At 69.8% G+C, this 25,100-nt stretch carries 20 protein-coding genes; 4 read left to right on the top strand and 16 right to left on the bottom strand.

Annotation, left to right across the window (positions count from 1 at the left end; genetic code table 11):
• Positions 1–112 precede the first annotated feature (112 nt).
• Positions 113–1,339 carry a fumarylacetoacetase gene (fahA, locus tag CG740_RS32045; protein ID WP_100578798.1) on the top strand — a complete coding sequence of 409 codons (1,227 nt, stop codon included), beginning with the start codon at positions 113–115 and terminating at the stop codon, positions 1,337–1,339.
• Positions 1,340–2,032: 693 nt separating this feature from the next.
• On the opposite strand, the gene recQ is transcribed toward fahA, so the two are convergent.
• The 15 genes from recQ to CG740_RS31970 form a co-directional block, all read right to left on the bottom strand.
• Positions 2,033–3,889 carry a DNA helicase RecQ gene (gene recQ, locus CG740_RS32040; protein ID WP_100578797.1) on the bottom strand — a complete coding sequence of 619 codons (1,857 nt, stop codon included), beginning with the start codon at positions 3,887–3,889 and terminating at the stop codon, positions 2,033–2,035.
• Positions 3,890–4,726: 837 nt separating this feature from the next.
• On the bottom strand, positions 4,727–6,379 hold the full coding sequence (gene nuoN / locus CG740_RS32035; protein WP_100578796.1) for an NADH-quinone oxidoreductase subunit NuoN: 1,653 nt from the start codon (positions 6,377–6,379) through the stop codon (positions 4,727–4,729).
• The gene (locus tag CG740_RS32030; protein ID WP_100578795.1) at positions 6,376–7,947 is read right to left on the bottom strand and encodes an NADH-quinone oxidoreductase subunit M; all 1,572 of its coding nucleotides are present in this window, start codon (positions 7,945–7,947) and stop codon (positions 6,376–6,378) included. The genes nuoN and CG740_RS32030 overlap by 4 nt, the downstream gene beginning before the upstream one ends.
• 4 nt (positions 7,948–7,951) lie before the next feature.
• Entirely contained in the window at positions 7,952–9,898 is a 1,947-nt protein-coding gene (gene nuoL, locus CG740_RS32025) for an NADH-quinone oxidoreductase subunit L (protein WP_100578794.1), read from the bottom strand.
• A 14-nt stretch (positions 9,899–9,912) separates the two neighbouring features.
• Positions 9,913–10,212 (bottom strand): NADH-quinone oxidoreductase subunit NuoK, encoded by a 300-nt coding sequence (nuoK, locus tag CG740_RS32020; RefSeq protein WP_100578793.1) that lies wholly within the window; start codon positions 10,210–10,212, stop codon positions 9,913–9,915.
• Positions 10,209–11,033, bottom strand: a complete 825-nt coding sequence (locus CG740_RS32015) for an NADH-quinone oxidoreductase subunit J (protein WP_100578792.1) — start codon at positions 11,031–11,033, stop codon at positions 10,209–10,211. Before CG740_RS32015 ends, nuoK begins: the two co-directional genes overlap by 4 nt.
• Positions 11,030–11,713 (bottom strand): NADH-quinone oxidoreductase subunit NuoI, encoded by a 684-nt coding sequence (gene nuoI / locus CG740_RS32010; protein ID WP_100578791.1) that lies wholly within the window; start codon positions 11,711–11,713, stop codon positions 11,030–11,032. The genes CG740_RS32015 and nuoI overlap by 4 nt, the downstream gene beginning before the upstream one ends.
• Positions 11,706–13,058 carry an NADH-quinone oxidoreductase subunit NuoH gene (gene nuoH / locus CG740_RS32005; RefSeq protein ID WP_376209737.1) on the bottom strand — a complete coding sequence of 451 codons (1,353 nt, stop codon included), beginning with the start codon at positions 13,056–13,058 and terminating at the stop codon, positions 11,706–11,708. Before nuoH ends, nuoI begins: the two co-directional genes overlap by 8 nt.
• On the bottom strand, positions 13,055–15,556 hold the full coding sequence (locus CG740_RS32000) for an NADH-quinone oxidoreductase subunit G (RefSeq protein ID WP_100578790.1): 2,502 nt from the start codon (positions 15,554–15,556) through the stop codon (positions 13,055–13,057). Before CG740_RS32000 ends, nuoH begins: the two co-directional genes overlap by 4 nt.
• Positions 15,553–16,914: an NADH-quinone oxidoreductase subunit NuoF gene (gene nuoF / locus CG740_RS31995; protein ID WP_100578789.1), complete on the bottom strand. Its 1,362-nt coding sequence runs from the start codon at positions 16,912–16,914 to the stop codon at positions 15,553–15,555. The genes CG740_RS32000 and nuoF overlap by 4 nt, the downstream gene beginning before the upstream one ends.
• The gene (gene nuoE / locus CG740_RS31990; RefSeq protein ID WP_100578788.1) at positions 16,914–17,741 is read right to left on the bottom strand and encodes an NADH-quinone oxidoreductase subunit NuoE; all 828 of its coding nucleotides are present in this window, start codon (positions 17,739–17,741) and stop codon (positions 16,914–16,916) included. Before nuoE ends, nuoF begins: the two co-directional genes overlap by 1 nt.
• Positions 17,742–17,758: 17 nt before the next feature.
• Positions 17,759–19,135: an NADH-quinone oxidoreductase subunit D gene (locus CG740_RS31985; protein WP_100578787.1), complete on the bottom strand. Its 1,377-nt coding sequence runs from the start codon at positions 19,133–19,135 to the stop codon at positions 17,759–17,761.
• Positions 19,135–19,860, bottom strand: a complete 726-nt coding sequence (locus tag CG740_RS31980; RefSeq protein ID WP_100578786.1) for an NADH-quinone oxidoreductase subunit C — start codon at positions 19,858–19,860, stop codon at positions 19,135–19,137. Before CG740_RS31980 ends, CG740_RS31985 begins: the two co-directional genes overlap by 1 nt.
• The gene (locus CG740_RS31975; protein ID WP_100578785.1) at positions 19,857–20,411 is read right to left on the bottom strand and encodes a NuoB/complex I 20 kDa subunit family protein; all 555 of its coding nucleotides are present in this window, start codon (positions 20,409–20,411) and stop codon (positions 19,857–19,859) included. The genes CG740_RS31980 and CG740_RS31975 overlap by 4 nt, the downstream gene beginning before the upstream one ends.
• Positions 20,412–20,428: 17 nt before the next feature.
• The gene (locus CG740_RS31970) at positions 20,429–20,788 is read right to left on the bottom strand and encodes an NADH-quinone oxidoreductase subunit A (protein ID WP_030494815.1); all 360 of its coding nucleotides are present in this window, start codon (positions 20,786–20,788) and stop codon (positions 20,429–20,431) included.
• Positions 20,789–21,510: 722 nt separating this feature from the next.
• Here CG740_RS31970 and CG740_RS31965 point away from each other — a divergent pair.
• Together CG740_RS31965 and CG740_RS31960 are read left to right on the top strand one after the other, a co-directional pair.
• Positions 21,511–22,350 (top strand): C40 family peptidase, encoded by an 840-nt coding sequence (locus CG740_RS31965; protein ID WP_100578784.1) that lies wholly within the window; start codon positions 21,511–21,513, stop codon positions 22,348–22,350.
• Between the two features lie 146 nt (positions 22,351–22,496).
• Positions 22,497–23,039 carry a hypothetical protein gene (locus CG740_RS31960; RefSeq protein WP_100578783.1) on the top strand — a complete coding sequence of 181 codons (543 nt, stop codon included), beginning with the start codon at positions 22,497–22,499 and terminating at the stop codon, positions 23,037–23,039.
• A gap of 74 nt (positions 23,040–23,113) precedes the next feature.
• On the opposite strand, the gene CG740_RS31955 is transcribed toward CG740_RS31960, so the two are convergent.
• Positions 23,114–24,397, bottom strand: coding sequence for a geranylgeranyl reductase family protein (locus CG740_RS31955; protein WP_100578782.1), 1,284 nt, complete (start codon positions 24,395–24,397; stop codon positions 23,114–23,116).
• A gap of 101 nt (positions 24,398–24,498) precedes the next feature.
• Between CG740_RS31955 and CG740_RS31950 the strand changes: the two genes are divergently transcribed.
• Complete coding sequence (locus CG740_RS31950) at positions 24,499–25,044, top strand: GNAT family N-acetyltransferase (protein WP_100578781.1); 546 nt, start codon at positions 24,499–24,501, stop codon at positions 25,042–25,044.
• The last annotated feature ends 56 nt before the right edge of the window (positions 25,045–25,100 follow it).

The raw sequence follows: 25,100 nt of genomic DNA, 5'->3' as shown, positions 1-25,100 counted from the left end.
CCCGTTCCCGCAGACGGAATTTCCGGACATTGCGAACTCTTTAGGCACTGCCGCCCCGAGCACCTCCGACGTAACGTGTGACGTACACCCGTGGAAAGCGAGGCAGGCACCGATGTCCGAGCAGAGCCCGCTCGAACTGGCCGAAGGCGACCCCTTCGGCCCGCACAATCTCCCCTACGGCGTCTTCTCCACGCCGGGCCATCCCGAGGACCGCCGGGTCGGCGTCCGCATCGGCGACCACGTTCTGGACGCGGGGGCGGCGGCACACGCGCTGGGCTCCCCGTACGCGGCGCTCCTCGCCAAGCCGAGCCTCAACCCACTGCTCGCCGCCGGGCGCACGGCCTGGCGCGATGTGCGCCGGGCGCTCACCGCCTGGGTGACCGTGCCCGCGCACCGCCCGGTGATAGAGCCGCTGCTCCACCCGCTCTCCGACGTCGAGCTGCACCTGCCGTACGAGGTCGCCGACTACGTCGACTTCTACGCCAGCGAGCACCACGCCACCAACGTGGGCCGGATCTTCCGCCCCGACGGGGACGCCCTGACCCCCAACTGGAAGCACCTGCCGATCGGTTACCACGGCCGATCCGGCACGATCGTGGTGTCGGGAACCGAGGTCGTCCGCCCGCAGGGTCAGCGCAAGGCACCCTCGGACCCGGCGCCGGTCTTCGGCCCGTCCGTGAAGCTGGACATCGAGGCCGAGGTCGGCTTCGTCGTGGGCACGCCGTCCGCCCTCGGCGCTCCGGTGGACCTGGCCTCCTTCGAGGACCACGTCTTCGGTCTGTTCCTGCTCAACGACTGGTCGGCGCGGGACATCCAGGCCTGGGAGTACGTGCCGCTCGGCCCCTTCCTCGGCAAGTCCTTCGCGACCTCGGTCTCGGCGTGGGTCACCCCGCTCGAAGCCCTGACGGCGGCCCGGGTCTCCCCGCCCGCCCGGGACTTCCCCCTCCTGCCCTACCTGGACGACTCCACCGAGGAGGTGCCGGGCGGCTTCGACCTGCGCATCTCGGTGGCGATCAATGGCACGGTGGTCGCCGAGCCGCCGTTCGCCTCGATGTACTGGACGGCCGCGCAGCAGCTGGCCCACATGACGGTGAACGGGGCGTCGCTGCGTACGGGGGACGTGTACGGTTCCGGCACCGTGAGCGGGCCCGCGCGGGGCGAGCGCGGTTCGCTCCTCGAACTCACCTGGAACGGTACGGAGCCGCTGGAACTTCCCGGCGGGAAGCGGGCGTTCCTGGAGGACGGCGACGAGGTGGCCCTCGCGGCCTGGGCCCCCGGCCCCCACGGCATCCCGGTCGGCCTCGGCGAGGTCCGCGGCCGCATCACCCCGTCCACCTGAGCCCCCTGGCTGCGCCCCAGCCCTGGGGGTTTGCCCACCCGTTGCCCGGGATCGGTCGGTTCCGGCTCCCCCTGGGGCTCCGCCCCAGACCCCGGGGGGGGGTTCGCCCACCCACCCGCCCGTGCGGCAGGGTCGATGGGTCCGGCCCCTGGGGCTGCGCCCCTCGAACCCCCGCAAGGGGCTCCGCCCCCTGCACCCCCGTCGCGCCTAAAGGGCGCTCGTCCTCAAACGCCGGACGGGCTGAGGATGCCGATGCGGGCCAGCACCGAGCCATTCGGGGCCACCTACAGGGGCGCGAGGAACTGCGCGAGGAGCGACCGCGGTCCGCGGACGAAAACGGATCTTGGGGGCGCGGGGAACTGCGCGAGAAGCGCCCACGGTCCGCGGACGAAAACGGATCTTGGGGGCGCGGGGAACTGCGCGAGAAGCGACCACGGTCCGCGCACGGAAACGGGGTTAGGGGCGCGGGGAACTGCGCGACCAGCCCCGCACGGTCCGCAGCTGAACCGGGGCCCCGGGGCGCAGCCCCCGGAAGCCCCACCCACCCCCATCCCCCCCCCGGAGGCCACGCGGCGGAGCCGCAAATGTCACAGCGGGAAGGGACGGGGAGGAGCCGAACCCCGGGGCCTGGGGCGGAGCCCCAGCGCACCCCAGGCCCGCACCCTGCCTCCGCCTCGGCGAGCAACGCAACACCTACTCAAGGGAGTTGAGAACCGACAACACCCCCTCACCCCACGTCGCGAGCTTCTTCTCCCCCACCCCCCCAATCGTGCCAAGCTCCCCCAAGGACCCCGGCCGAACCGCCGCAATCTCCCGAAGCGTCGCGTCATGGAAGATGACGTACGCCGGAACCCCCGCCTCCTTCGCCTGCGCCCCGCGCCACGCCCGCAGCGCCTCGAAGACCGGAAGCACCTCCGGCGGCAGGTCGGCCGCCACGGCGGACTTCTTCGCGGGGCCGCGCGCCGCCCGCACCGGCTTCTCGGGCTCCGTCCGCATCCGGACCTCCCGTCGGCCGGCCAGGATCTCGCCGCTCGCCTCGGTCAGGACCAGCGTCCCGTACTCGCCCTCCACCGCGAGCAGCCCCATCGCGAGCAACTGACGCGCCACACCACGCCATTGGGCCTCGGACAGCTCCTCGCCGATGCCGAACACGGACAGCTGGTCGTGGTCGAACTGGATGATCTTCGCGGTCCTGCGCCCGAGCAGGATGTCGATGATCTGGCCCGCCCCGAACTTCTGGCCCCGCTCACGCTGGAGGCGTACGACGGTGGACAGCACCTTCTGCGCGGCCACCGTGCCGTCCCACGTCTGCGGCGGCGTCAGACACGTGTCGCAGTTGCCGCAGTTCTCGGCCTCGGACTCCTGGCCGAAGTAGCCGAGCAGCTGGGCCCGCCGGCACGAGGCGGTCTCGCAGAGCGCCAGCATCGCGTCCAGATGCGCGGCCGCCCGGCGCCGGAACGCCTCGTCACCCTCGCTGCCCTGAATCAACTTCCGCTGCTGGACGACGTCTTGGAGGCCGTACGCCATCCACGCCGTCGAGGCGAGCCCGTCCCGGCCGGCGCGGCCGGTCTCCTGGTAGTAGCCCTCGACCGACTTGGGCAGGTCGAGGTGGGCCACGAACCGTACGTCCGGCTTGTCGATGCCCATGCCGAACGCGATCGTCGCCACCACCACGAGCCCGTCCTCCCGCAGGAAGCGGGACTGGTTGACCGCGCGCGTCCCCGCGTCGAGGCCCGCGTGGTAGGGGACGGCCCGCACGCCGTTGTCGCTCAGGTACTGCGCGGTCTTGTCCACGGAGGCCCGCGAGAGGCAGTAGACGATGCCCGCGTCCCCGTCGTGCTCCTCCTTGAGGAAGCCGAGGAGCTGCTTCTTCGGGTCGCTCTTGGGCACGATCCGGTACTGGATGTTCGGCCGGTCGAAGCTCGCCACGAAATGACGGGCGTTCGGCATGCCGAGGCGCTGGGTGATCTCGCGGTGCGTGGCATCCGTGGCGGTGGCGGTGAGCGCGATGCGGGGAACATCCGGCCAGCGCTCGCCGAGCAGGGACAGGGCCAGGTAGTCGGGCCGGAAGTCGTGGCCCCACTGGGCGACACAGTGCGCCTCGTCGATCGCGAAGACGGAGATCTTGGCTCGGGAGAGCAGATCGAGGGTGGCCTCGACGCGGAGCCGCTCGGGGGCGAGGTAGAGCAGGTCGAGCTCGCCCGCGAGCAGCTCTGCCTCGACCGTGCGGCGCTCGTCGAAGTCCTGCGTGGAGTTGATGAACCCGGCCCGCACGCCGAGCGCGCGCAGCGCGTCCACCTGGTCCTGCATCAGGGCGATGAGGGGGGAGACGACGACGCCCGTGCCGGGCCTGACCAGGGCGGGGATCTGGTAGCAGAGGGACTTTCCGCCGCCGGTGGGCATGAGCACGACGGCGTCGCCGCCCGCCACGACGTGGTCGATGACCTCGCCCTGGGCGCCGCGGAACGCCTCGTACCCGAAGACCCGGTGCAGTGTTGCCAGGGCCTCCGTCTCGGCGTCCGTCGTCTGCGTTCCGCCGGTTGCGCTCATCGCTCTGTCCCCCGTACTGGTCCGTCGACTGCCTCACCATTCACGCAAGCAACGGTAGCCGTCCCGGCCGACACCCCACGAAGTTATCCACAACCCCCGCTCTTCCCGACCGGCCCCGGGTGCACCGGGGCTCCGCCCCAGACCCGGGGTTTGGCCCCTCCGCTCCCCTTCCCGCTGTGACATTTGCGGCTCCGCCGCGTGGCCTCCGGGGGGAATGGGGGTGGGTGGGGCTTCCGGGGGCTGCGCCCCGGGGCCCCGGTTCAGCTGCGGACCGTGCGGGGCTGGTCGCGCAGTTCCCCGCGCCCCTAACCCCGTTTCGGTCTGCGGGCCGTGGTCGCTTCTCGCGCAGTTCCCCGCGCCCCCAACCCCGTTCCCGTGCGCGGACCGCGGTCGCTCCTCGCGCAGTTCCCCGCGCCCCCAACCCCGTTCCCGTGCGCGGACCGCGGTCGCTCCTCGCGCAGTTCCCCGCGCCCCTGAACCCGTTCCCGTCTGCGGACCGCGGTCGCTCCTCGCGCAGTTCCCCGCGCCCCTGAACCCGTTTCCGTGCGCGGACCGCGGTCGCTTTTCGCGCAGTTCCTCGCGCCCCTGTAGGTGGCCCCGAATGGCTCGGTGCTGGCCCGCATCGGCATCCTCAGCCCGTCATGGGGGTCCCCCCTGGCCCTTAAGGCCTTGGGGGAGTTTGAGGACGAGCGCCCTTAAGGCGCGACGGGGGGTGCAGGGGGCGGAGCCCCCTGCGGGGGGCCGAGGGGCGCAGCGCCTCAGCGGGGCCGGGCGGGGTGGGGAAAAGCAGAGGGGCCCCGGCGCCACCCACCCGCGCCGAGGCCCCACCACCCCCCGCTACCGAACGAACACGCTCGCGTTGTGCGCCAGGTCCAGGAAGTACTGCGGGGCGACACCCAGTACGAGCGTCACCGCCACCCCCACCCCGATCGCCGCCGTCGTCAGCGCCGACGGCACCGCCACCGTCGGCCCGTCCGCCTTCGGCTCGCTGAAGAACATCAGGACGATCACCCGGATGTAGAAGAACGCCGCGACAGCGGAGGAGATCACACCGACCACGACCAGCGCCCCGGCACCCCCTTCCGCCGCCGCCTTGAACACCGCGAACTTCCCGGAGAAGCCGGACGTCAGCGGGATGCCGGCGAAGGCGAGCAGGAAGACCGCGAAGACCGCCGCCACCAGGGGCGAACGACGGCCCAGGCCCGCCCACTTGGAGAGGTGCGTCGCCTCGCCGCCCGCGTCCCGCACCAGCGTGACGACGGCGAACGCGCCGATCGTCACGAACGAGTACGCGCCCAGGTAGAACAGCACGGACGAGATGCCGTCGGCGTTGGTGGCGATGACACCGGCCAGGATGAACCCGGCGTGCGCGATCGAGGAGTACGCGAGCAGCCGCTTGATGTCGGTCTGGGTGATCGCGACGACCGCGCCGCCCAGCATCGTGATGATCGCGACGCCCCACATGACCGGGCGCCAGTCCCAGCTCATGCCGGGCAGCACCACGTACAGGAGGCGGAGCAGCGCGCCGAAGGCCGCGACCTTGGTGGCCGCCGCCATGAAGCCCGTGACCGGGGTGGGCGCGCCCTGGTAGACGTCCGGCGTCCACATGTGGAACGGCACCGCGCCGACCTTGAACAGCAGGCCCATCAGGATCATCGCGCCGCCGATGAGCAGCAGCGCGTCGTTGCCCATGGTTCCGGCGAGCGCCGGGTCCACGTTCTGGACCGAGCCGCTGACGACATCCGCGATCGTGGCGTACGAGACGGAGCCCGCGTAGCCGTAGAGGAGCGCGATGCCGAAGAGCAGGAAGGCCGAGGAGAACGCGCCGAGCAGGAAGTACTTGACCGCCGCCTCCTGCGACATGAGCCGCTTGCGGCGGGCGAGGGCGCACAGCAGGTAGAGCGGGAGCGAGAAGACCTCCAGGGCCACGAACAGGGTCAGGAGGTCGTTCGCCGCCGGGAAGACCAGCATGCCGGAGACCGCGAACAGGGCGAGCGGGAAGACCTCGGTGGTGGTGAACCCGGCCTTGACCGCGGCCTGCTCGCTGTCGCTGCCCGGCACCGAGGCCGCCTGCGCGGCGAAGGAGTCCACCCTGCTGCCGTGCGCCTCCGGGTCCAGGCGGCGCTCGGCGAAGGTGAAGACCGCCACCACGGAGGCCAGCAGAATGGTGCCCTGGAGGAAGAGCGCGGGGCCGTCGACGGCGATCGCGCCCATCGCCGCGATGTGCGCCTTGGTGGTGCCGTAGCCGCCGGCCGCGAGGCCGACCACCGCCGCGAAGGCGGCGGCGAGCGCGACCACCGTCAGGAACACCTGGACGTAGTAGCGGCTGCGGCGCGGGACGAAGGCCTCGACGAGGACGCCGATCAGCGCCGCGCCGAGCACGATCAGCGTGGGTGCGAGCTGGGCGTACTCGATGTGCGGCGCGGGGATCTTGCCCAGCTTTCCCTCGGCCGCCGTGGTCCACAGGCTGTGGACAGCTGATGAGCTCACTTGGCCGCCTCCACCACCGGGTTGGGGTCCTTCTTCTGTACGTCCGACATGGTCTGGCGGACCGACGGGTTCACGATGTCGGTCAGCGGCTTCGGGTAGACCCCGAGGAAGATCAGCAGGCCGATCAGCGGGGCGACCACGAGCAGCTCGCGGACCTTGAGGTCGGGCATGCCCTGGATCTCGGCCTTGACCGGCCCGGTCATCGTCCGCTGGTAGAGGACGAGGACGTAGAGCGCGGCCAGGACGATGCCGAGGGTGGCGACGATGCCTGCCGCCGGGTAGCGGCTGAACGTGCCGACCAGGACCAGGAATTCACTCACGAAGGGAGCGAGGCCCGGCAGTGACAGGGTGGCCAGGCCGCCGATCAGGAACGTGCCGGCGAGCACCGGGGCGACCTTCTGGACGCCGCCGTAGTCCGAGATGAGCCGGGAGCCGCGGCGCGAGATCAGGAAGCCGGCCACCAGCATCAGGGCGGCCGTCGAGATCCCGTGGTTGACCATGTACAGCGTGGCGCCGGACTGGCCCTGGCTCGTCATCGCGAAGATGCCCATGATGATGAAGCCGAAGTGCGAGATCGACGCGTACGCCACCAGGCGCTTGATGTCGCGCTGGCCGACCGCGAGCAGTGCCCCGTAGATGATGCTGATCACGGCGAGCACCACGATCACGGGCGTCGCCCACTTGCTGGCCTCGGGGAAGAGCTGGAGGCAGAAGCGCAGCATCGCGAAGGTGCCGACCTTGTCGACGACCGCGGTGATCAGCACCGCGACCGGCGCCGTGGCCTCGCCCATCGCGTTGGGCAGCCAGGTGTGCAGCGGCCACAGCGGGGCCTTCACCGCGAAGGCGAAGAAGAAGCCGAGGAACAGCAGGCGCTCGGTGTTGGTCGCCATGTGGAGCGAGCCGCTCGCGCGGGCCGCGGCGATCTCGTTCAGCGAGAACGAGCCCGCCACCACGTACAGACCGATGACGGCGGCCAGCATGATGAGCCCGCCGACCAGGTTGTAGAGCAGGAACTTGACGGCCGCGTACGAGCGTTGGGTCGCCGCCGCCTCGTCGCCCTGAGCGTGTGCCCGGTCGCCGAAGCCGCCGATGAGGAAGTACATCGGGATGAGCATGGCTTCGAACAGGATGTAGAAGAGGAAGACGTCGGTGGCCTCGAAGGAGAGCACCACCATCGCCTCGACGGCGAGGATCAGGGCGAAGAAGCCCTGGGTGGGCCGCCAGCGGCTGCTGTTGGTCTCCAGGGGGTCGGCGTCGTGCCAGCCGGCCGCGATGATGAACGGGATGAGCAGCGCGGTGAGCCCGATGAGGGCAACGCCGATGCCGTCCACGCCCAGCTCGTAGCGGACGCCGAAGTCCTTGATCCAGGCGTGCGACTCGGTCAACTGGTAGCGCGCGCCGCCCGGTTCGAACCGTACGAGCTGGATCGCGGCGAGCACCAGGGTGCCCACCGAGACCAGCAGGGCCAGCCACTTGGCGGCGGTCCGCCGTGCGGCCGGGACGGCCGCGGTGGCGATCGCGCCGAGCGCCGGAAGGGCGGCCGTGGCGGTCAGGAGAGGGAAGGACATTGCGTTACACCGCCCTCATCAGCAGAGTCGCGGCGATGATCACCACAGCACCTCCGAACATCGAGACCGCGTAACTGCGGGCGAAGCCGTTCTGCAGCTTGCGCAGCCGGCCGGAGAGCCCGCCGACCGAGGCGGCGGTTCCATTGACGACTCCGTCGACCAGGCTGTGGTCGAGGTAGACGAGCGAGCGGGTGAGGTGTTCGCCGCCGCGGACCAGGACCACGTGGTTGAAGTCGTCCTGGAGCAGGTCGCGGCGGGCGGCCCGGGTGAGCAGCGAGCCGCGCGGGGCGACGGCCGGCACGGGCTTGCGGCCGTACTGGGCGACCGCGAGGCCCACGCCGATGAGCAGGCAGACGATGGTGGCGGCGGTGACCGTCCACTCCGCCACCGGCGAGTTGCCGTGGTCGAAGGATGTGACCGGCTCCAGCCACTTCACGAAGCGGTCGCCGATGCCGAAGATGCCGCCCGCGAAGACCGAGCCGAAGGCCAGGACGATCATGGGGATCGTCATGGACTTCGGGGACTCGTGCGGGTGCGGTTCGTCGTGGGCACCGTGCGTCTCGGCGGCGGGCTCCACGCCCGGCTGGTCCGGCGAAGCGGTCTTCGCGTGCTTCCAGCGCTCCTCGCCGAAGAACGTCATCACCATCACGCGCGTCATGTAGTACGCGGTGATCGCGGCGCCGAGCAGGGTGACCGCGCCGAGGATCCAGCCCTCGGTGCCGCCCTTGGCGAACGCCGCCTCGATGATCTTGTCCTTGGAGAAGAACCCGGACAGGCCGGGGAAGCCGATGATCGCCAGATAGCCGAGGCCGAAGGTGACGAAGGTGACCGGCATGTACTTGCGCAGGCCGCCGTACTTGCGCATGTCGACCTCGTCGTTCATGCCGTGCATCACCGAGCCGGCACCGAGGAAGAGCCCGGCCTTGAAGAAGCCGTGCGTCACCAGGTGCATGATCGCGAAGACGTAGCCGATCGGGCCGAGGCCGGTGGCCAGGACCATGTAGCCGATCTGCGACATCGTCGAGCCCGCGAGGGCCTTCTTGATGTCGTCCTTGGCGCAACCGACGATCGCACCGAACAGGAGCGTGACCGCGCCGACGATCACGACGACCGTCTGGACGTCGGGCACCGCGTTGAAGATCGCGCCGGAGCGGGTGATCAGGTAGACGCCCGCGGTCACCATGGTCGCCGCGTGGATGAGGGCCGAGACCGGGGTCGGGCCCTCCATCGCGTCGCCGAGCCAGGACTGGAGCGGGACCTGGGCCGACTTGCCGCAGGCGGCGAGGAGCAGCATCAGGCCGATGGCGGTGTTGCGGCCCGAGCTCGCCCCGCCGGTCTCACCGAGGACGGTGGAGAAGGCGAACGAGCCGAACGTCGTGAACATCACCATGATGGCGATGGACAGGCCCATGTCGCCGACCCGGTTGACCAGGAAGGCCTTCTTGGCGGCGGTCGCCGCGCTGGGCTTGTGCTGCCAGAAGCCGATGAGCAGGTAGGACGCGAGGCCCACGCCTTCCCAACCGACGTACAGCAGAAGGTAGTTGTCGGCGAGGACCAGGAGGAGCATCGCCGCGAGGAACAGGTTGAGGTAGCCGAAGAAGCGCCGGCGGTTCTCGTCGTGCTCCATGTAGCCGATCGAGTAGATGTGGATCAGCGTGCCCACACCGGTGATCAGCAGGACGAAGGTCATCGACAGCTGGTCGAGCTGGAAGCCGACGTTGGCCTGGAAGCCTTCGACCGGGATCCAGCTGAACAGGTGCTTGGTCACCGTCCGGTGATCGGCCGAGCGGCCCAGCATGTCGACGAAGAGGACCGCGCCGATCACGAAGGACGCGCCGGCGAGCAGCGTGCCCAGCCAGTGGCCGGCCTTGTCCAGTCTCCGTCCGCCGCACAGCAGTACGGCCGCTCCGAGCAGAGGCGCCGCGATGAGCAGCGCGATGAGGTTCTCCACGATTCAGCGACCCCTTACAGCTTCATCAGGCTGGCGTCGTCGACCGAGGCCGAGTGGCGGGAACGGAAGAGCGACACGATGATCGCGAGCCCGACGACGACCTCCGCGGCGGCGACGACCATCGTGAAGAACGCGATGATCTGGCCGTCGAGGTTGCCGTGCAGCCGGGAGAAGCAGACGAACGCGAGGTTGCAGGCGTTGAGCATCAGCTCGACGCACATGAAGACCACGATCGCGTTCCGCCTGATGAGCACTCCGGCCGCGCCGATGGTGAACAACAGGGCTGCCAGATAGAGGTAGTTGACCGGATTCACTTGACCGCCTCCTCGTCCCGGCCGAGCCGTTCCTCGGAGCGCTGCTCCAGGGCCTTGAGGTCGGCGATCGCCTCGCTGGAGACGTCCCGGATCTGGCCGCGGCCGCGCAGCGTCTGGTTGACGGTGAGCTCGGACGGGGTGCCGTCGGGCAGCAGGCCCGCGATGTCCACCGCGTTGTGCCGGGCGTAGACGCCGGGCGCGGGCAGCGGGGGCAGGTGCTTGCCGCGTACGCGCTCCTCGGACATCTCCCGCTGGGTCTTGGCGCGCTCGGTGCGCTCCCGGTGGGTGAGCACCATCGCGCCGACCGCCGAGGTGATCAGCAGGGCGCCGGTGATCTCGAAGGCGAAGACGTACTTGGTGAAGATGAGGGTGGCGAGCCCCTCCACATTGCCGTTGGCGTTGGCCGCGCCGAGGCCGGTGAAGGTGGTGAGCGAGGCGTTGCCGATGCCCGCGATGAGGAGCACTCCGAAGCCGAGCCCGCAGGCCGCGGCCCACCAGCGCTGGCCCTTGATGGTCTCCTTCAGCGAGTCGGCGGCCGTGACGCCGACCAGCATGACGACGAAGAGGAACAGCATCATGATCGCGCCGGTGTAGACGACGATCTGGACGATGCCCAGGAAGTAGGCCCCGTTGGCGAGGTAGAAGATCGCGAGGATGATCATGGTCCCGGCGAGGCAGAGCGCGCTGTGCACGGCCTTCTTCATCAGGATCGTGCACAGGGCGCCGATCACGGCGACCGTGCCGAGCACCCAGAACTGGAAGGCCTCACCGGTGGAGGTGTGCGAGGCGGCCGCGGCGAGCAGCTCGGTGGGCGCGCTCATGCCCCCACCACCTTTCCGGAGGCCGGCTCGTCCTCACCGAAGGTGGAGGCCGCCTCCTGGGGCCGCTCCCCCTTGCTGAGGGCGACCTGACGGACCGTGCCGGGCGCGGCCTCGGTGACCAGGCCGCGGTAGTAGTCCTGCTCGTCCATGCCCGGGTAGATGGCGTGCGGGCTGTCGACCATGGTGTCGTCGAGCCCGGCGAGCAGCTGCTCCTTGGTGTAGATCAGGTTCTCGCGGGAGGAGTCGGCCAGTTCGAACTCGTTGGTCATCGTCAGCGCCCGGGTGGGGCAGGCCTCGATGCACAGGCCGCACAGGATGCAGCGGGCGTAGTTGATCTGGTAGACGCGGCCGTAGCGCTCGCCCGGCGAGTAGCGCTCCTCGTCCGTGTTGTCGGCGCCCTCCACATAGATGGCGTCGGCGGGACAGGCCCAGGCGCACAGCTCGCAGCCGACGCACTTCTCCAGGCCGTCCGGATGCCGGTTGAGCTGATGGCGGCCGTGGAAGCGCGGCGCGGTGACCTTCTGCTGCTCCGGGTACTGCTCGGTCAGGCGCTTCTTGAACATGGCCTTGAAGGTCACGCCGAAGCCGGCCACGGGATTGAGGAACTTGTCCTCCGACTCCCCCGCCTGGTCCGGCTTTCCCGCCTGGCCCGACTTCCCGGCCGATGACTTGTCAGACACCGTCGTCCTCCCTTCCTTCTCCGTCACTGTGAGTATCCGCCCCACCACTGACAATCAACTCCCGCTCCCCTCGCCGCCGTCGGCGGGGTACGGGCGGCAGGGTCTGGCCGGGCAGCGGCGGCACCGGGAATCCACCGGCCATCGGGTCGAAGGCGGCGGGCGGCGCCTTGTCCTCGGCGTCGTCCTTCTTGCTCCGGAAGATGTCCGCGACGAAGGAGAGCAGCAGGATCGCGACGACCGCGCCGCCGACGTACAGCACGATCTTCGAGAAGTCGTAGCCGTCGTTGCGCAGCGCCCGCACGGTGGCGACCAGCATCAGCCAGACCACCGACACCGGGATGAGGACCTTCCACCCCAGCTTCATCAGCTGGTCGTAGCGGACCCGGGGCAGCGTGCCGCGCAGCCAGATGAAGAAGAAGAGGAGCAGCTGGACCTTGATGACGAACCAGAGCATCGGCCACCAGCCGTGGTTCGCGCCCGCCCAGAAGCCGCTGATGGGCCAGGGGGCGCGCCAGCCGCCGAGGAAGAGGGTGGTCGCGACGGCCGAGACGGTGACCATGTTGACGTACTCGGCCAGCATGAACATCGCGAACTTGATGGACGAGTACTCGGTGTTGAAGCCGCCGACCAGGTCGCCCTCGGACTCCGGCATGTCGAACGGCGCCCGGTTGGTCTCGCCGACCATCGTGATGATGTAGATGATGAAGGAGACCGGAAGCAGCACGATGTACCAGCGGTCGCCCTGCGCCTCGACGATCTTCGAGGTCGACATCGACCCCGAGTAGAGGAACACCGAGGCGAACGCCGCGCCCATCGCGATCTCGTACGAGATCATCTGCGCGCAGGAGCGCAGACCGCCGAGCAGCGGGTACGTCGAGCCGGACGACCAGCCCGCGAGCACGATGCCGTAGATGCCCACCGACGCGATGGCCAGGACGTACAGCATGGCGATCGGGAGGTCGGTGAGCTGCATCGTGGTGCGGTGGCCGAAGATCGACACCTCGTTGCCCGAGGGCCCGAACGGGATGACGGCGATCGCCATGAACGCCGGGATCGCGGCGATGATCGGGGCCAGGACGTAGACGACCTTGTCGGCCCGCTTGACGATGACGTCTTCCTTCAGCATCAGCTTGATGCCGTCGGCGAGCGACTGGAGCATGCCCCACGGACCGTGCCGGTTGGGGCCGATGCGCAGCTGCATCCAGGCGACGACCTTGCGCTCCCACACGATGGAGAACAGCACGGTCACCATCAGGAACGCGAAGCAGAAGACGGCCTTGACGACGACGAGCCACCAGGGGTCGCGGCCGAACAGGGAGAGGTCCTCCGCAGCGAGCGTGATCACGCCTCCACCACCTCCGTGGGAGCTTCCGTAACGGCCGGGCCGATGCGGACGAGCTGTCCGGGGACCGCGCCGGTGTCCGCGGTGACCCCGTCGCCGACGGAGTTCAGCGGCAGCCACACCACCCGGTCGGGCATCTCGCTGACCTGGAGCGGGAGTTGGACGCCGCCGGCCGGTCCGGTGACCTGAAGGAGGTCGCCGTCCTTGACCCCGGCCTCGGCCGCGGTGGCCGCGGAGAGCCGGGCCACGGCCGCGTGCCGGGTGCCGGCCAGCGCCTCGTCGCCCGCCTGGAGGCTGCCCCGGTCGAGCAGCATCCGGTGGCCGGCGAGGACCGCCTCGCCCTCGGCGGGCCGGGGCAGTTGCTGCGCCGACTCCAGGGGCTCGCTCGCCCGCGGCCCGTCCCAGGTGCCGAGCCGGGTCATCTCACCGCGTACGGACCGGACGTCGGGCAGCGCGAAGTGGACGTCCAGCGTGTCGGCCAGCATGTGCAGCACACGGGCGTCGGTGGGCGCCAGGCTGCGGGTCATCTGCTCCGGCTTGAGCGCGGCCTCGAACAGGCGCGCCCTGCCTTCCCAGTTGAGGAAGGTGCCGGGCTTCTCGGCGACGGCCGCGACCGGGAAGACCACGTCCGCGTGGGCGGTGACCTCGGTCGGCCGCAGTTCCAGGCTGACCACGAAGGCCTCGGCCAGGGCCTGGCGGGCCCGTGCCGGATCCGGCAGGTCCGCCGGGTCGACGCCCGCGACGAGCAGCGCGCCCAGTTCGCCGGTGGCCGCGGCCTCGACGATCTGGCCGGTGTCGCGCCCGTAGCGGTGCGGGAGTTCGCGCACGCCCCAGGCCGAGGCGACCTCTTCGCGGGCGCGCGGGTCGGTGGCCGGGCGGCCGCCGGGCAGCAGCGACGGGATCGCGCCCGCCTCCACCGCGCCGCGTTCGCCGGCCCGGCGCGGGATCCACACCAGTGCGGCGCCGGTCGCCGAGGCCGCGCGGACCGCGGCGGTCAGCGCGCCGGGCACGCCCGCGAGCCGTTCGCCGACGACGAGTACGGCGCCCGGGGAGCGCAGTGCTTCGGCCGCCTTCGCGCCGTCCGCGTCCAGGCCGACGCCGCCCGCGAGCGCGTCCAGCCACTCGGTCTCGGTGCCGGGGGCCGCGGGCAGCAGGGTGCCGCCCGCCTTGTGAAGGCCGCGGGTCATGTGGGTGGCGAGCGAGAAGGTGCGCTGGCCGTGCTTGCGCCAGGCCTTGCGCAGCCGCAGGAAGACGCCGGGTGCCTCCTCCTCGGACTCGAAGCCGACGAGCAGGACGGCGGGCGCGTTCTCCAGGGAGGTGTAGGTGGTGCCCCGCCCGTCGAGGTCCCGGCCGTGTCCGGCGACCCGGGCGGCCAGGAAGTCGGCCTCCTCGGCGGAGTGCACCCGGGCCCGGAAGTCGACGTCGTTGGTGTCGAGGACGATCCGGGCGAACTTGGCGTAGGCGTAGGCGTCCTCGACGGTCAGCCGGCCGCCGGCCAGGACGCCGGCCCGGCCGCGCGCGGCGGCCAGTCCGGTGGCGGCGGCCTCAAGTGCCTCGGGCCAGCTGGCCGGTTCGAGGACGCCGTCCTCGTTGCGGACCAGCGGAGTGGTGAGCCGGTCGGGCTGCTGCGCGTAGCGGAAGCCGAACCGGCCCTTGTCGCAGAGCCACTCCTCGTTGACCTCGGGGTCGTCGGCCGCCAGGCGCCGCATGACCTTGCCGCGCCGGTGGTCGGTGCGGGTCGCGCAGCCGCCCGCGCAGTGCTCGCACACCGACGGCGACGACACGAGGTCGAAGGGCCGGGAGCGGAAGCGGTAGGCGGCCGAGGTCAGCGCGCCGACCGGGCAGATCTGGATGGTGTTCCCGGAGAAGTACGACTCGAAGGGGTCGCCCTGGCCGGTGCCGACCTGCTGGAGCGCGCCCCGCTCGATCAGCTCGATCATCGGGTCGCCGGCGATCTGGTTGGAGAAGCGGGTGCAGCGCGCGCACAGCACACAGCGTTCGCGGTCCAGGAGCACCTGGGTGGAGATCGGGACCGGCTTCTCGTAGGTGCGCTTCCTGCCCTCGAAGCGCGAGTCTGTGTCGCCGACCTGCATGGCCTGGTTCTGCAGCGGGCACTCGCCGCCCTTGTCGCAGACCGGGCAGTCCAACGGGTGGTTGATCAGGAGGAGTTCCATGACTCCGCGCTGGGCCTTCTCGGCGACCGGCGAGGAGAGCTGGGACTTGACCACCATGCCGTCGGTGCAGGTGATGGTGCAGGACGCCATCGGCTTGCGCTGGCCCTCCACCTCGACGATGCACTGGCGGCAGGCACCGGCCGGGTCGAGCAGGGGGTGGTCGCAGAACCTCGGGATCTCGATGCCGAGCTGTTCGGCGGCACGGATCACCAGGGTGCCCTTGGGGACGCTGATGTCGATGCCGTCGATGGTCAGCGAGACGAGATCCTCCGGCGGCACGGCCGCCTCGCCGCCCCCGGAGGAAGCGCTACTCGTCGTCACAGTCATGCGTTCACCTCCGTGCTGTCGTCCGCCCAGGCGGTGGACCTGGCGGGGTCGAAGGGGCAGCCGTTGCCCGTGATGTGCTGCTCGTACTCGTCGCGGAAGTACTTGAGCGAGGAGAAGATCGGCGAGGCGGCGCCGTCGCCGAGCGCGCAGAACGACTTGCCGTTGATGTTGTCGGCGATGTCGTTCAGCTTGTCGAGGTCGTCCATCGAGCCCTTGCCGGCCTCGATGTCGCGGAGCAACTGGACCAGCCAGTACGTCCCTTCCCGGCATGGCGTGCACTTGCCGCAGGACTCATGGGCGTAGAACTCGGTCCAGCGGGTGACCGCCCGCACCACGCAGGTGGTCTCGTCGAAGCACTGGAGCGCCTTGGTGCCGAGCATCGACCCGGCCGCGCCCACGCCTTCGTAGTCCAGCGGCACATCGAGGTGCTCGTCGGTGAACATCGGCGTCGAAGAGCCGCCCGGCGTCCAGAACTTGAGCCGGTGGCCCTTGCGCATCCCGCCGCTCATGTCGAGCAGCTGGCGCAGCGTGATGCCGAGCGGCGCCTCGTACTGGCCGGGGCTGGTGACGTGCCCGCTGAGCGAATACAGCGTGAATCCGGGGGACTTCTCGCTGCCCATCGACTTGAACCAGTCCTTGCCCCGGTTCAGGATCGCGGGAACCGAGGCGATGGATTCGACGTTGTTCACCACAGTGGGGCATGCGTACAGACCGGCGACCGCGGGGAAGGGGGGGCGCAGCCGGGGCTGGCCGCGACGGCCTTCGAGGGAGTCCAGGAGTGCGGTCTCCTCGCCACAGATGTACGCGCCCGCGCCCGCGTGCACGGTGAGTTCGAGGTCGAGACCGCTGCCCAGGACGTCCTTGCCGAGGAAGCCGGCTTCGTACGCCTCGCGCACGGCCTCGTGCAGCCGCCTCAGCACGGGGACGACTTCGCCGCGCAGATAGATGAAGGCGTGCGAGGAGCGGATCGCGTAGCAGGCGATCACGATGCCCTCGATGAGGGAGTGCGGGTTGGCGAACAGGAGCGGGATGTCCTTGCAGGTCCCGGGCTCCGACTCGTCGGCGTTGACGACCAGGTAGTGCGGCTTGCCGTCGCCCTGCGGGATGAACTGCCACTTCATTCCGGTCGGGAAGCCCGCGCCGCCGCGGCCGCGCAGGCCGGAGTCCTTGACGTAGGCGATGAGGTCGTCCGGGGTCATCGCGAGCGCCTTGCGCAGGCCCTCGTAGCCCTCGTGGCGCCGGTAGGTCTCCAGGGTCCAGGATTCGGGCTGGTCCCAGAAGGCGGAGAGGACCGGCGCGAGCAGCTTCTCCGGGCTGCTCCCGTTGCCGTTTCCGTCGATCTCAGTGGCCAAGGTCATCACTCCCCCTCCTCGGCGGCGGGTCCGGCGGGGTGGGCCGGATCGGACGCTGAGGTCTGCTGCGGTGCGTCGTGCGAGCTCAAGTGCTGGGCGCCCGGCTGGGGTTCGTCGCGCGGTCCCTCGCCGCCGCGGCCTTCGCCGCGCGGGTGCACCACGCGCGCGCCCGGCGTCTCGCCCTTGGCGAGCCGGAGTCCGGCGAGCGAGGCGGGTCCGGCGCCGCCGGTCGCGGCGACCGCGCCGGGGCGCTCGTCGGGGAAGCCGGCCAGGATCCGCGCGGTCTCCTTGTACGTGCACAGCGGCGCGCCCCGGGTGGGTTCCACCGGGCGGCCGGCGCGCAGGTCGTCGACGAGACGCTTGGCGGTGGCGGGGGTCTGGTTGTCGAAGAACTCCCAGTTCACCATCACCACCGGCGCGAAGTCGCAGGCCGCGTTGCACTCGATGTGCTCCAGCGTCACCTTGCCGTCGTCGGTGGTCTCGTTGTTGCCGACGGCCAGGTGTTCCTTCAGCTCCTCGAAGATGGCGTCGCCGCCCATCACCGCGCAGAGCGTGTTGGTGCACACGCCGACCTGGTACTCGCCCGACGGCTTGCGCCGGTACATGGAGTAGAAGGTCGCCACGGCCGTGACCTCGGCCGTCGTCAGCTCCAGGAGGTCCGCGCAGAAGGCCATGCCGGTGCGCGTGACGTAACCCTCCTCGGCCTGGACGAGGTGGAGCAGCGGCAGCAGCGCGGAGCGGCTGTCGGGGTAGCGGGCGACGATCTCCTTGCCGTCCGCCTCCAGCCGGGCGCGCACATCGGCCGGGTAGTCGGGCGCGGGCAGTTGAGGCATGCCCAATTGGATGTCTGTCACCGGTCGACGCCTCCCATCACGGGGTCGATGGACGCGACGGCGACGATGACGTCGGCGACCTGGCCGCCCTCGCACATGGCCGCCATGGCCTGGAGATTGGTGAACGACGGGTCGCGGAAGTGGACCCGGTAGGGGCGGGTGCCGCCGTCGGAGACGACGTGCACGCCGAGTTCGCCCTTGGGTGACTCGACGGCCGTGTACGCCTGCCCGGAGGGGACCCGGAAGCCCTCGGTCACCAGCTTGAAGTGGTGGATGAGGGACTCCATGGAGGTGCCCATGATCTTCTTGATGTGGTCGAGGGAGTTGCCGAGCCCGTCCGGGCCGAGCGCGAGCTGTGCGGGCCAGGCGATCTTCTTGTCCTCGACCATGACCGGGCCCGGCTCCAGCCGGTCCAGGCACTGCTCGACGATCCTCAGGGACTGGCGCATCTCCTCCAGGCGGACCAGGAAGCGGCCGTAGGAGTCGCAGGTGTCCGCGGTCGGGATGTCGAAGTCGTAGTTCTCGTAGCCGCAGTACGGGTCGGTCTTGCGCAGGTCGTGCGGCAGCCCGGCCGAGCGCAGGATCGGGCCGGTGGCGCCGAGCGCCATGCAGCCGGTCAGGTCGAGGTAGCCGACGTCCTGCATACGGGCCTTGAAGATGGGGTTGCCGGTGGCGAGCTTGTCGTACTCCGGCAGGTTCTTCTTCATGGTCTTCACGAACTCGCGGAGCTGGTCGACCGCGCCGGCGGGCAGGTCCTGGGCGAGTCCGCCGGGGCGGATGAACGCGTGGTTCATGCGCAGGCCGGTGATCAACTCGTAGAGGTCGAGAATGAGTTCACGATCGCGGAAGCCGTAGATCATGATCGTGGTGGCGCCGAGCTCCATGCCGCCGGTGGCGATGCACACCAGGTGCGAGGAGAGCCGGTTGAGCTCCATGAGCAGCACCCGGATGACCGAGGCCCGGTCCGGGATCTGCTCGGTGATGCCGAGGAGCTTCTCGACGCCGAGGCAGTACGCCGTCTCGTTGAAGAACGGCGTCAGGTAGTCCATGCGCGTGACGAAGGTGGTGCCCTGCGTCCAGGTGCGGAATTCGAGGTTCTTCTCGATGCCGGTGTGCAGATAACCGATTCCGCAGCGGGCCTCGGTGACCGTCTCGCCCTCGATCTCCAGGATCAGCCGGAGCACACCGTGCGTGGAGGGGTGCTGGGGGCCCATGTTGACGACGATGCGCTCGTCGTCGGCCTTGGCCGCGGACTGGACGACGTCGTCCCAGTCGCCGCCGGTGACTGTATATACAGTCCCCTCGGTCGTTTCCCGAGCCTGCGAAAGGGGCGTCCCGGAGGGACTCGTCGAGGGGCGGCGGCCGGGTGACGGGTGGGCGTGTGGAGTGCTCATCAGCTGTACGACCTCCGCTGGTCCGGAGCCGGGATCTGGGCGCCCTTGTACTCGACCGCGATGCCGCCGAGGGGGTAGTCCTTGCGCTGCGGGAAGCCCTGCCAGTCGTCCGGCATCATGATCCGGGTGAGGGCGGGGTGGCCGTCGAAGACGATGCCGAAGAAGTCGTACGCCTCGCGCTCGTGCCAGTCGTTGGTCGGATAGACCTCGACGAGCGAGGGGATGTGCGGATCGCTGTCGGGGGCGCTCACTTCGAGCCGGATGAGCCGGCCGTGGGTCAGGGACCGCAGGTGGTAGACGGCGTGCAGCTCACGGCCCTTGTCACCGAGGAAGTGGACGCCGCTCACGCCCGTGCAGAGCTCGAAGCGCAGGGCGGGGTCGTCGCGCAGGGTGCGGGCGACCCGGGGCAGGTGCTCGCGCGCGATGTGGAAGGTGAGTTCGCCGCGGTCGACGACCGTCTTCTCGATGGCGTTCTCGGGGAGCAGGTCCTGCTCCTCCAGGGCGCCTTCGAGTTCGTCGGCCACCTCGTCGAACCATCCGCCGTACGGCCGCGAGGTGGCGCCGGGCAGCACGACCGTGCGCACCAGGCCGCCGTAGCCGCTGGTGTCACCGCCGTTGTCGGCGCCGAACATGCCCTTGCGTACGCGGATGACCTCGCCGGTGTCCTCGCGCGGGGCGGGGACACCGCTCTGCTCGGGGGTGTCCGGAGTATCGGGAGAGCTCACCGCAGCAGCCCCTTCATCTCAATGGTGGGGAGCGCCTTGAGGGCCGCCTCCTCCGCCTCGCGGGCCGCCTCCTCCTGGTTGACCCCGAGCTTGGAGCCCTGGATCTTCTGGTGGAGCTTGAGAATGGCGTCGAGCAGCATCTCGGGCCGGGGTGGGCAACCGGGCAGATAGATGTCTACCGGGACAATGTGGTCAACACCCTGAACAATTGCGTAATTATTGAACATTCCGCCCGACGAAGCACAAACCCCCATGGAAATAACCCACTTGGGGTTGGGCATCTGGTCATAGACCTGCCGCAGCACCGGCGCCATCTTCTGGCTGACCCGGCCGGCCACGATCATCAGGTCGGCCTGGCGCGGGGAGCCGCGGAAGACCTCCATGCCGAACCGGGCCAGGTCGTAGCGGCCCGCGCCCGTCGTCATCATCTCGATGGCACAGCAGGCGAGGCCGAAGGTGGCGGGGAAGACGGACGCCTTGCGCACCCAGCCCGCGGCCTGCTCAACAGTGGTCAGTACGAAGCCGCTAGGCAGTTTCTCTTCGAGTCCCATAGGTGCCCCTCAGCCCCTCAGTCCCATTCCAGGCCGCCGCGCCGCCACACATACGCGTAGGCGACGAAGACGGTGAGCACGAAGAGCAGCATCTCCACGAGCCCGAAAAGCCCCAGGGCGTCGAAGGTGACCGCCCAGGGGTAGAGGAAGACGATCTCGATGTCGAAGACGATGAAGAGCATCGCCGTCAGGTAGTACTTGATGGGGAAGCGGCCGCCGCCGGCCGGCGTGGGAGTGGGTTCGATGCCGCACTCGTACGCCTCAAGTTTCGCCCGGTTGTACCTCTTTGGGCCGATTAGCGTGGCCATGACCACGGAAAAGATCGCAAACCCTGCCCCGAGGGCGCCGAGCACGAGGATGGGCGCGTAGGCATTCACGCTCCTCGCTCCTTCCAGTCGTCCTTGACCGTTGGACCGCACACGGGTCTCGCGAAACGCCTCGCCGTCTCCCAGTTCCGCGCGAAGATCGCGTACATGTGAGGCAGTTCACAAGCCCGACTGCCCCGCATCCTATGCCCGCCGGTCTGTGATCTGCGACACGGGGTACGCCAACGTCTTTGTGATCTCCACCACCTGACGAAGGATCATGAAGTCGGATGAGCGGTGATCTTCACACGCGAAGCGCCTGAGTGATCACGAGACGTGACATCTTCAGGTGTTACCGCTGGTCGGCGGCCATCTGGCTTTATCAAGACATGTGCGCTACAGGCAAATTGGCGAGGAAAGCGCATCCAGTGATAAGCGGTCCGCGGTCACTCGCGGGAGGGACTCCGGGGCCTCCGGGTGGACGCGTGCGCGCGTTCACGAGAGCCGGCCCGGCCCTTCCATCGACTGGATCTCTCCACACTGTGACCTGCGTCACCCATCAACAGTCGTGAAATCAACGGGGCTTGGCCATCGACGTGAGGGGATGGTAAGCGCCGGGCAATTCGGGCGTTTCACAGAAAACCCATGATCACAGCCCTGATAGGGCGTGCCAGTTTTGTCCGTTACGGCGTCAATAAGTGCTGGCAAGAAGTGGATTCGGCCCTTCCGGCATCAACTGTGGCGCAGCACACGTTTCTTGAAGGGAACCCCGAACCCCTGATAGCGGTTGTCCCATGTCCCACACCGCTCACATACCCAGCCACCGGAAGCCCCGCCGCAGCGCCTCGAAGGTCTCGCTCCGGGCCGGAGTTGCCGGTGGCGTACTCAGCACCATCGCGCTGGCAGGTGCGGCCGCCCCGGCCATCGCCGCTCAGCCGGTCAACGAGACCATCGAGATGCCCACGCTGACGGGCGACCTCGCGACCACCGCCGCCGCGACCGCTCAGGCCACCAAGGCAGTTGCCGCCGACCTCCAGCTCCAGGCCGCACAGGACGCCGCCGCGTCCAGCGCCGCCAAGGACGCCAAGAAGGCCAAGGGCGACGCCGAGAAGAAGGTCGCCGAGGCCAAGGCGAAGGCCGACGCGGAGGCGAAGGCCAAGGCCGAAGCCGCCGCCGAGCGCGCCTCCCGCTCCGCCGAGCGCACCACGCTGAAGGCGTCGTCGTCCTCCTCCGGCGGCACGTCCACCGGCACGACCTCGTTCAAGGCGTCCAACGCCACGGGCTCCGCCGCCGCCATCGTCAACTTCGCGCTTGCCCAGGTCGGCAAGGCCTATGTCTCGGGCGCCACCGGCTCCAGCGCGTACGACTGCTCGGGTCTCGTGCAGGCCGCCTACCGCCAGGCCGGCATCGACCTGCCGCGCGTCTCGCAGGACCAGTCGACGGCCGGCACCGATGTGTCGCTGTCCAACCTCCAGCCGGGCGACATCCTGTACTGGGGCGGCAAGGGCTCCGCGTACCACGTGGCCATCTATGTGGGCGGCGGCAACTTCGTCGGCGCGCAGAACCCCTCCACCGGTGTCGTCGAGCGCAGCCTGGACTACGACTCCCCCTCGGGCGCCGTCCGCGTTCTCTGAGGCGTACAGCGGCCCTCTGAGCCGTACCCGCACCGCCTGCAAGGGCCGTTGCTCCCCCGCTCGGGAGGAACGGCCCTTCGGCATGCCCGGAATGTGTTGAACTCTGCCCGTTCCCGGGCAGAGTTCACCTATCAGGGGGTGGGCGCATGGACGAGCAGATACGGGACGCGGAACCGCAGCCGTACGAGGTCTACGCCGACGGGCTCGGCATGTTCGCCGCCATCGGGACCGTGTTCCTCGCGCTCGGCCTGTGGATGCTCACCGGCATCCGGCCGTGGCACGGCCCGGTCGACTGGGCCAAACTCGCCTTCGGCTGGGGCTTCGCGCTGTTCGTCATCGGCGCCGGCGCGTTCCTGGTGCTGGCCTGTGTGTACGGGACGGTGCGCCCGGTCATCCGCGCGGACGCGGCCGGCATACACCTGGCCACCCGCTTCGACGCGCCCTGGTCGCAGGTGCGCGAGATCGAGGTCGGCACCGTGGCGATCTGGGAGCTCGGGGACCAGGGCACCGCGGGCGGCTACGAACACCACCGAGCGGTCTGGGTGACCCTGCACAGCGGCAAGCGCCACGAATACATCGCCCGCCGCCAGGACGGGGGTCTCTCCCCGGACGAACTACGCACCGGTCTGTCCCGGTTCGCGGGAGAGATTCCGGTGCGGTGGACGGATGCGGTGGAGCGCCGCTGCTAGCACCGCTGTCGGCGGCACTGCTGGCGGCGCTCCGGATCAGACCTCGGGTCGGGTCTGCGGGTCGGGTCTGCGGATCAGGCCTTCGGGGCCACCTTCGACAACCCGTTGATGATGCGGTCCATCGCGTCGCCGCCCGTCGGGTCGGTCAGGTTGGCCAGCATCTTCAGCGTGAACTTCATCAGGAGCGGGTGGGTGAGCCCGCGCTGGGTGGCGATCTTCATGACCTTCGGGTTGCCGATCAGCTTCACGAAGGCGCGGCCCAGCGTGTAGTAGCCGCCGTAGGTGTCCTTGAGGATCTTCGGGTAGGCGTGCAGGGCGAGTTCGCGCTGCGAGGGGGTCGCGCGGGCGTGTGCCTGGACGATGACGTCCGCGGCGATCTGCCCCGATTCCATCGCATACGCGATGCCTTCGCCGTTGAACGGGTTCACCAGGCCGCCCGCGTCACCGACCAGCAACAGGCCCTTGGTGTAGTGCGGCTGGCGGTTGAAGGCCATCGGCAGGGCGGCGCCGCGGATCGGGCCCGTCATGTTCTCGGGCGTGTAGCCCCAGTCCTCGGGCATGGACGCGCACCACGCCTTGAGGATCTCGCGCCAGTCCAGCTCCTTGAAGGCGGAGGACGAGTTGAGGATGCCGAGGCCGACGTTGGACGTGCCGTCGCCCATGCCGAAGATCCAGCCGTAGCCGGGGAGCAGCCGCTCCTGCGGGCCGCGCCGGTCCCACAGTTCGAGCCAGGACTCCAGGTAGTCGTCGTCGTGCCGCGGCGAGGTGAAGTACGTCCGCACGGCCACGCCCATCGGACGGTCCTCGCGCCGGTGCAGGCCCATGGCGAGCGAGAGCCGCGTGGAGTTGCCGTCGGCGGCCACCACGAGCGGGGCGTGGAAGGTGACCGGGGTCTTCTCCTCGCCGAGCTTGGCGTTGACGCCGGTGATGCGGCCGGTGCGCTCGTCGACGATCGGGGCGCCGACGTTGCAGCGCTCGTACAGCCGGGCGCCGGCCTTCTGGGCCTGGCGGGCGAGCTGCTCGTCGAAGTCGTCGCGCTTGCGCACCAGTCCGTAGTCCGGGTACGAGGCGAGGTCCGGCCAGTCGAGCTGGAGGCGGACGCCGCCGCCGATGATCCGCAGGCCCTTGTTGCGCAGCCAGCCGGCCTCCTCGGAGATGTCGATCCCCATCGAGACCAGCTGCTTGGTGGCGCGCGGGGTAAGACCGTCACCGCACACCTTCTCGCGCGGGAAGGCGGTCTTCTCCAGGAGCAGCACGTCGAGTCCGGCCTTGGCCAGGTAGTACGCGGTCGTCGAACCGGCGGGACCGGCTCCTACGACGATCACGTCCGCGGTGTGTTCGGAGAGCGGCTCGGTCACAGCGGGATCTCCCGAAGACTCGAATTTGCGTGCCGAGAAGCACAGGACACGTGCAGTCTATGGGTGGCTGTTGATCGACATCGCGAAGGGTTGCCCACGCCATGAGCTCTGTGTCCCCCGGGTCCTCGGTACCGGAGAAGTCCCTGCCCGCAGTACGGCTGCGGGTGCCCACGGAGGAGGACGCGTACGCCTGGCACCGGGTGTTCGACGACCCGGAGGTGATGGAGTTCCACGGGGGCCGCGCGGCGGAGGTCTCCGTCTACGAGGAACTGACCGCGCGCCAGCGCAAGCACGACGCCGAACACGGCTTCTGCCTCTGGACGATGCTCGACGAGGACGACGAGGTCATCGGCTTCACCGGCGCCCAGCCCTGGCCCCTGGACGACTGGGGCCCGGTCGGCGAGATCGAGATCGGCTGGCGCCTGGCCCGCTCCCACTGGGGCCGCGGCTACGCGACGGCGGCGGGCCGCGCGACCCTGACCCGGGTACGCGCCGCCGGCGTCCCGCAGGTCGTGGCGATGGTCCACCCGGGGAACGCCCGTTCGGTGGCGGTGACGGAACGTCTGGGGATGACGCTGTCCGGAACGTATCCGTCCCGCAGGCTGGGGGTGGACGCGCTGTGCTTCCGGCTGGGGCTGGGTGGTTGAGCGCTTCCGGCGGTGGAGGAGCCGGGGTGCCCGGGAGGCGACGGCCCCCCGCGGGC

Origin of the sequence: Streptomyces sp. CB01201, from assembly GCF_002803085.1 — a bacterium.
GTDB classification, from domain to species: Bacteria; Actinomycetota; Actinomycetes; order Streptomycetales; family Streptomycetaceae; genus Streptomyces; species Streptomyces hundungensis.
Note: the sequence above shows the minus strand (reverse complement) of the source record. Positions and strands in the feature narration are given on the sequence as shown.

Bases quoted from the DNA above. Each gene is read 5' to 3' on its own strand.
- fahA (WP_100578798.1), top strand. From the start codon at position 113: ATGTCCGAGCAGAGCCCGCTCGAACTGGCCGAAGGCGACCCCTTCGGC.
- recQ (WP_100578797.1), bottom strand. From the start codon at position 3,889: ATGAGCGCAACCGGCGGAACGCAGACGACGGACGCCGAGACGGAGGCC.
- CG740_RS32030 (WP_100578795.1), bottom strand. From the start codon at position 7,947: ATGTCCTTCCCTCTCCTGACCGCCACGGCCGCCCTTCCGGCGCTCGGC.
- CG740_RS32015 (WP_100578792.1), bottom strand. From the start codon at position 11,033: ATGAGCGCGCCCACCGAGCTGCTCGCCGCGGCCGCCTCGCACACCTCC.
- CG740_RS32000 (WP_100578790.1), bottom strand. From the start codon at position 15,556: ATGACTGTGACGACGAGTAGCGCTTCCTCCGGGGGCGGCGAGGCGGCC.
- nuoF (WP_100578789.1), bottom strand. From the start codon at position 16,914: ATGACCTTGGCCACTGAGATCGACGGAAACGGCAACGGGAGCAGCCCG.
- nuoE (WP_100578788.1), bottom strand. From the start codon at position 17,741: ATGCCTCAACTGCCCGCGCCCGACTACCCGGCCGATGTGCGCGCCCGG.
- CG740_RS31985 (WP_100578787.1), bottom strand. From the start codon at position 19,135: ATGAGCACTCCACACGCCCACCCGTCACCCGGCCGCCGCCCCTCGACG.
- CG740_RS31975 (WP_100578785.1), bottom strand. From the start codon at position 20,411: ATGGGACTCGAAGAGAAACTGCCTAGCGGCTTCGTACTGACCACTGTT.
- CG740_RS31965 (WP_100578784.1), top strand. From the start codon at position 21,511: ATGTCCCACACCGCTCACATACCCAGCCACCGGAAGCCCCGCCGCAGC.
- CG740_RS31960 (WP_100578783.1), top strand. From the start codon at position 22,497: ATGGACGAGCAGATACGGGACGCGGAACCGCAGCCGTACGAGGTCTAC.
- CG740_RS31950 (WP_100578781.1), top strand. From the start codon at position 24,499: ATGAGCTCTGTGTCCCCCGGGTCCTCGGTACCGGAGAAGTCCCTGCCC.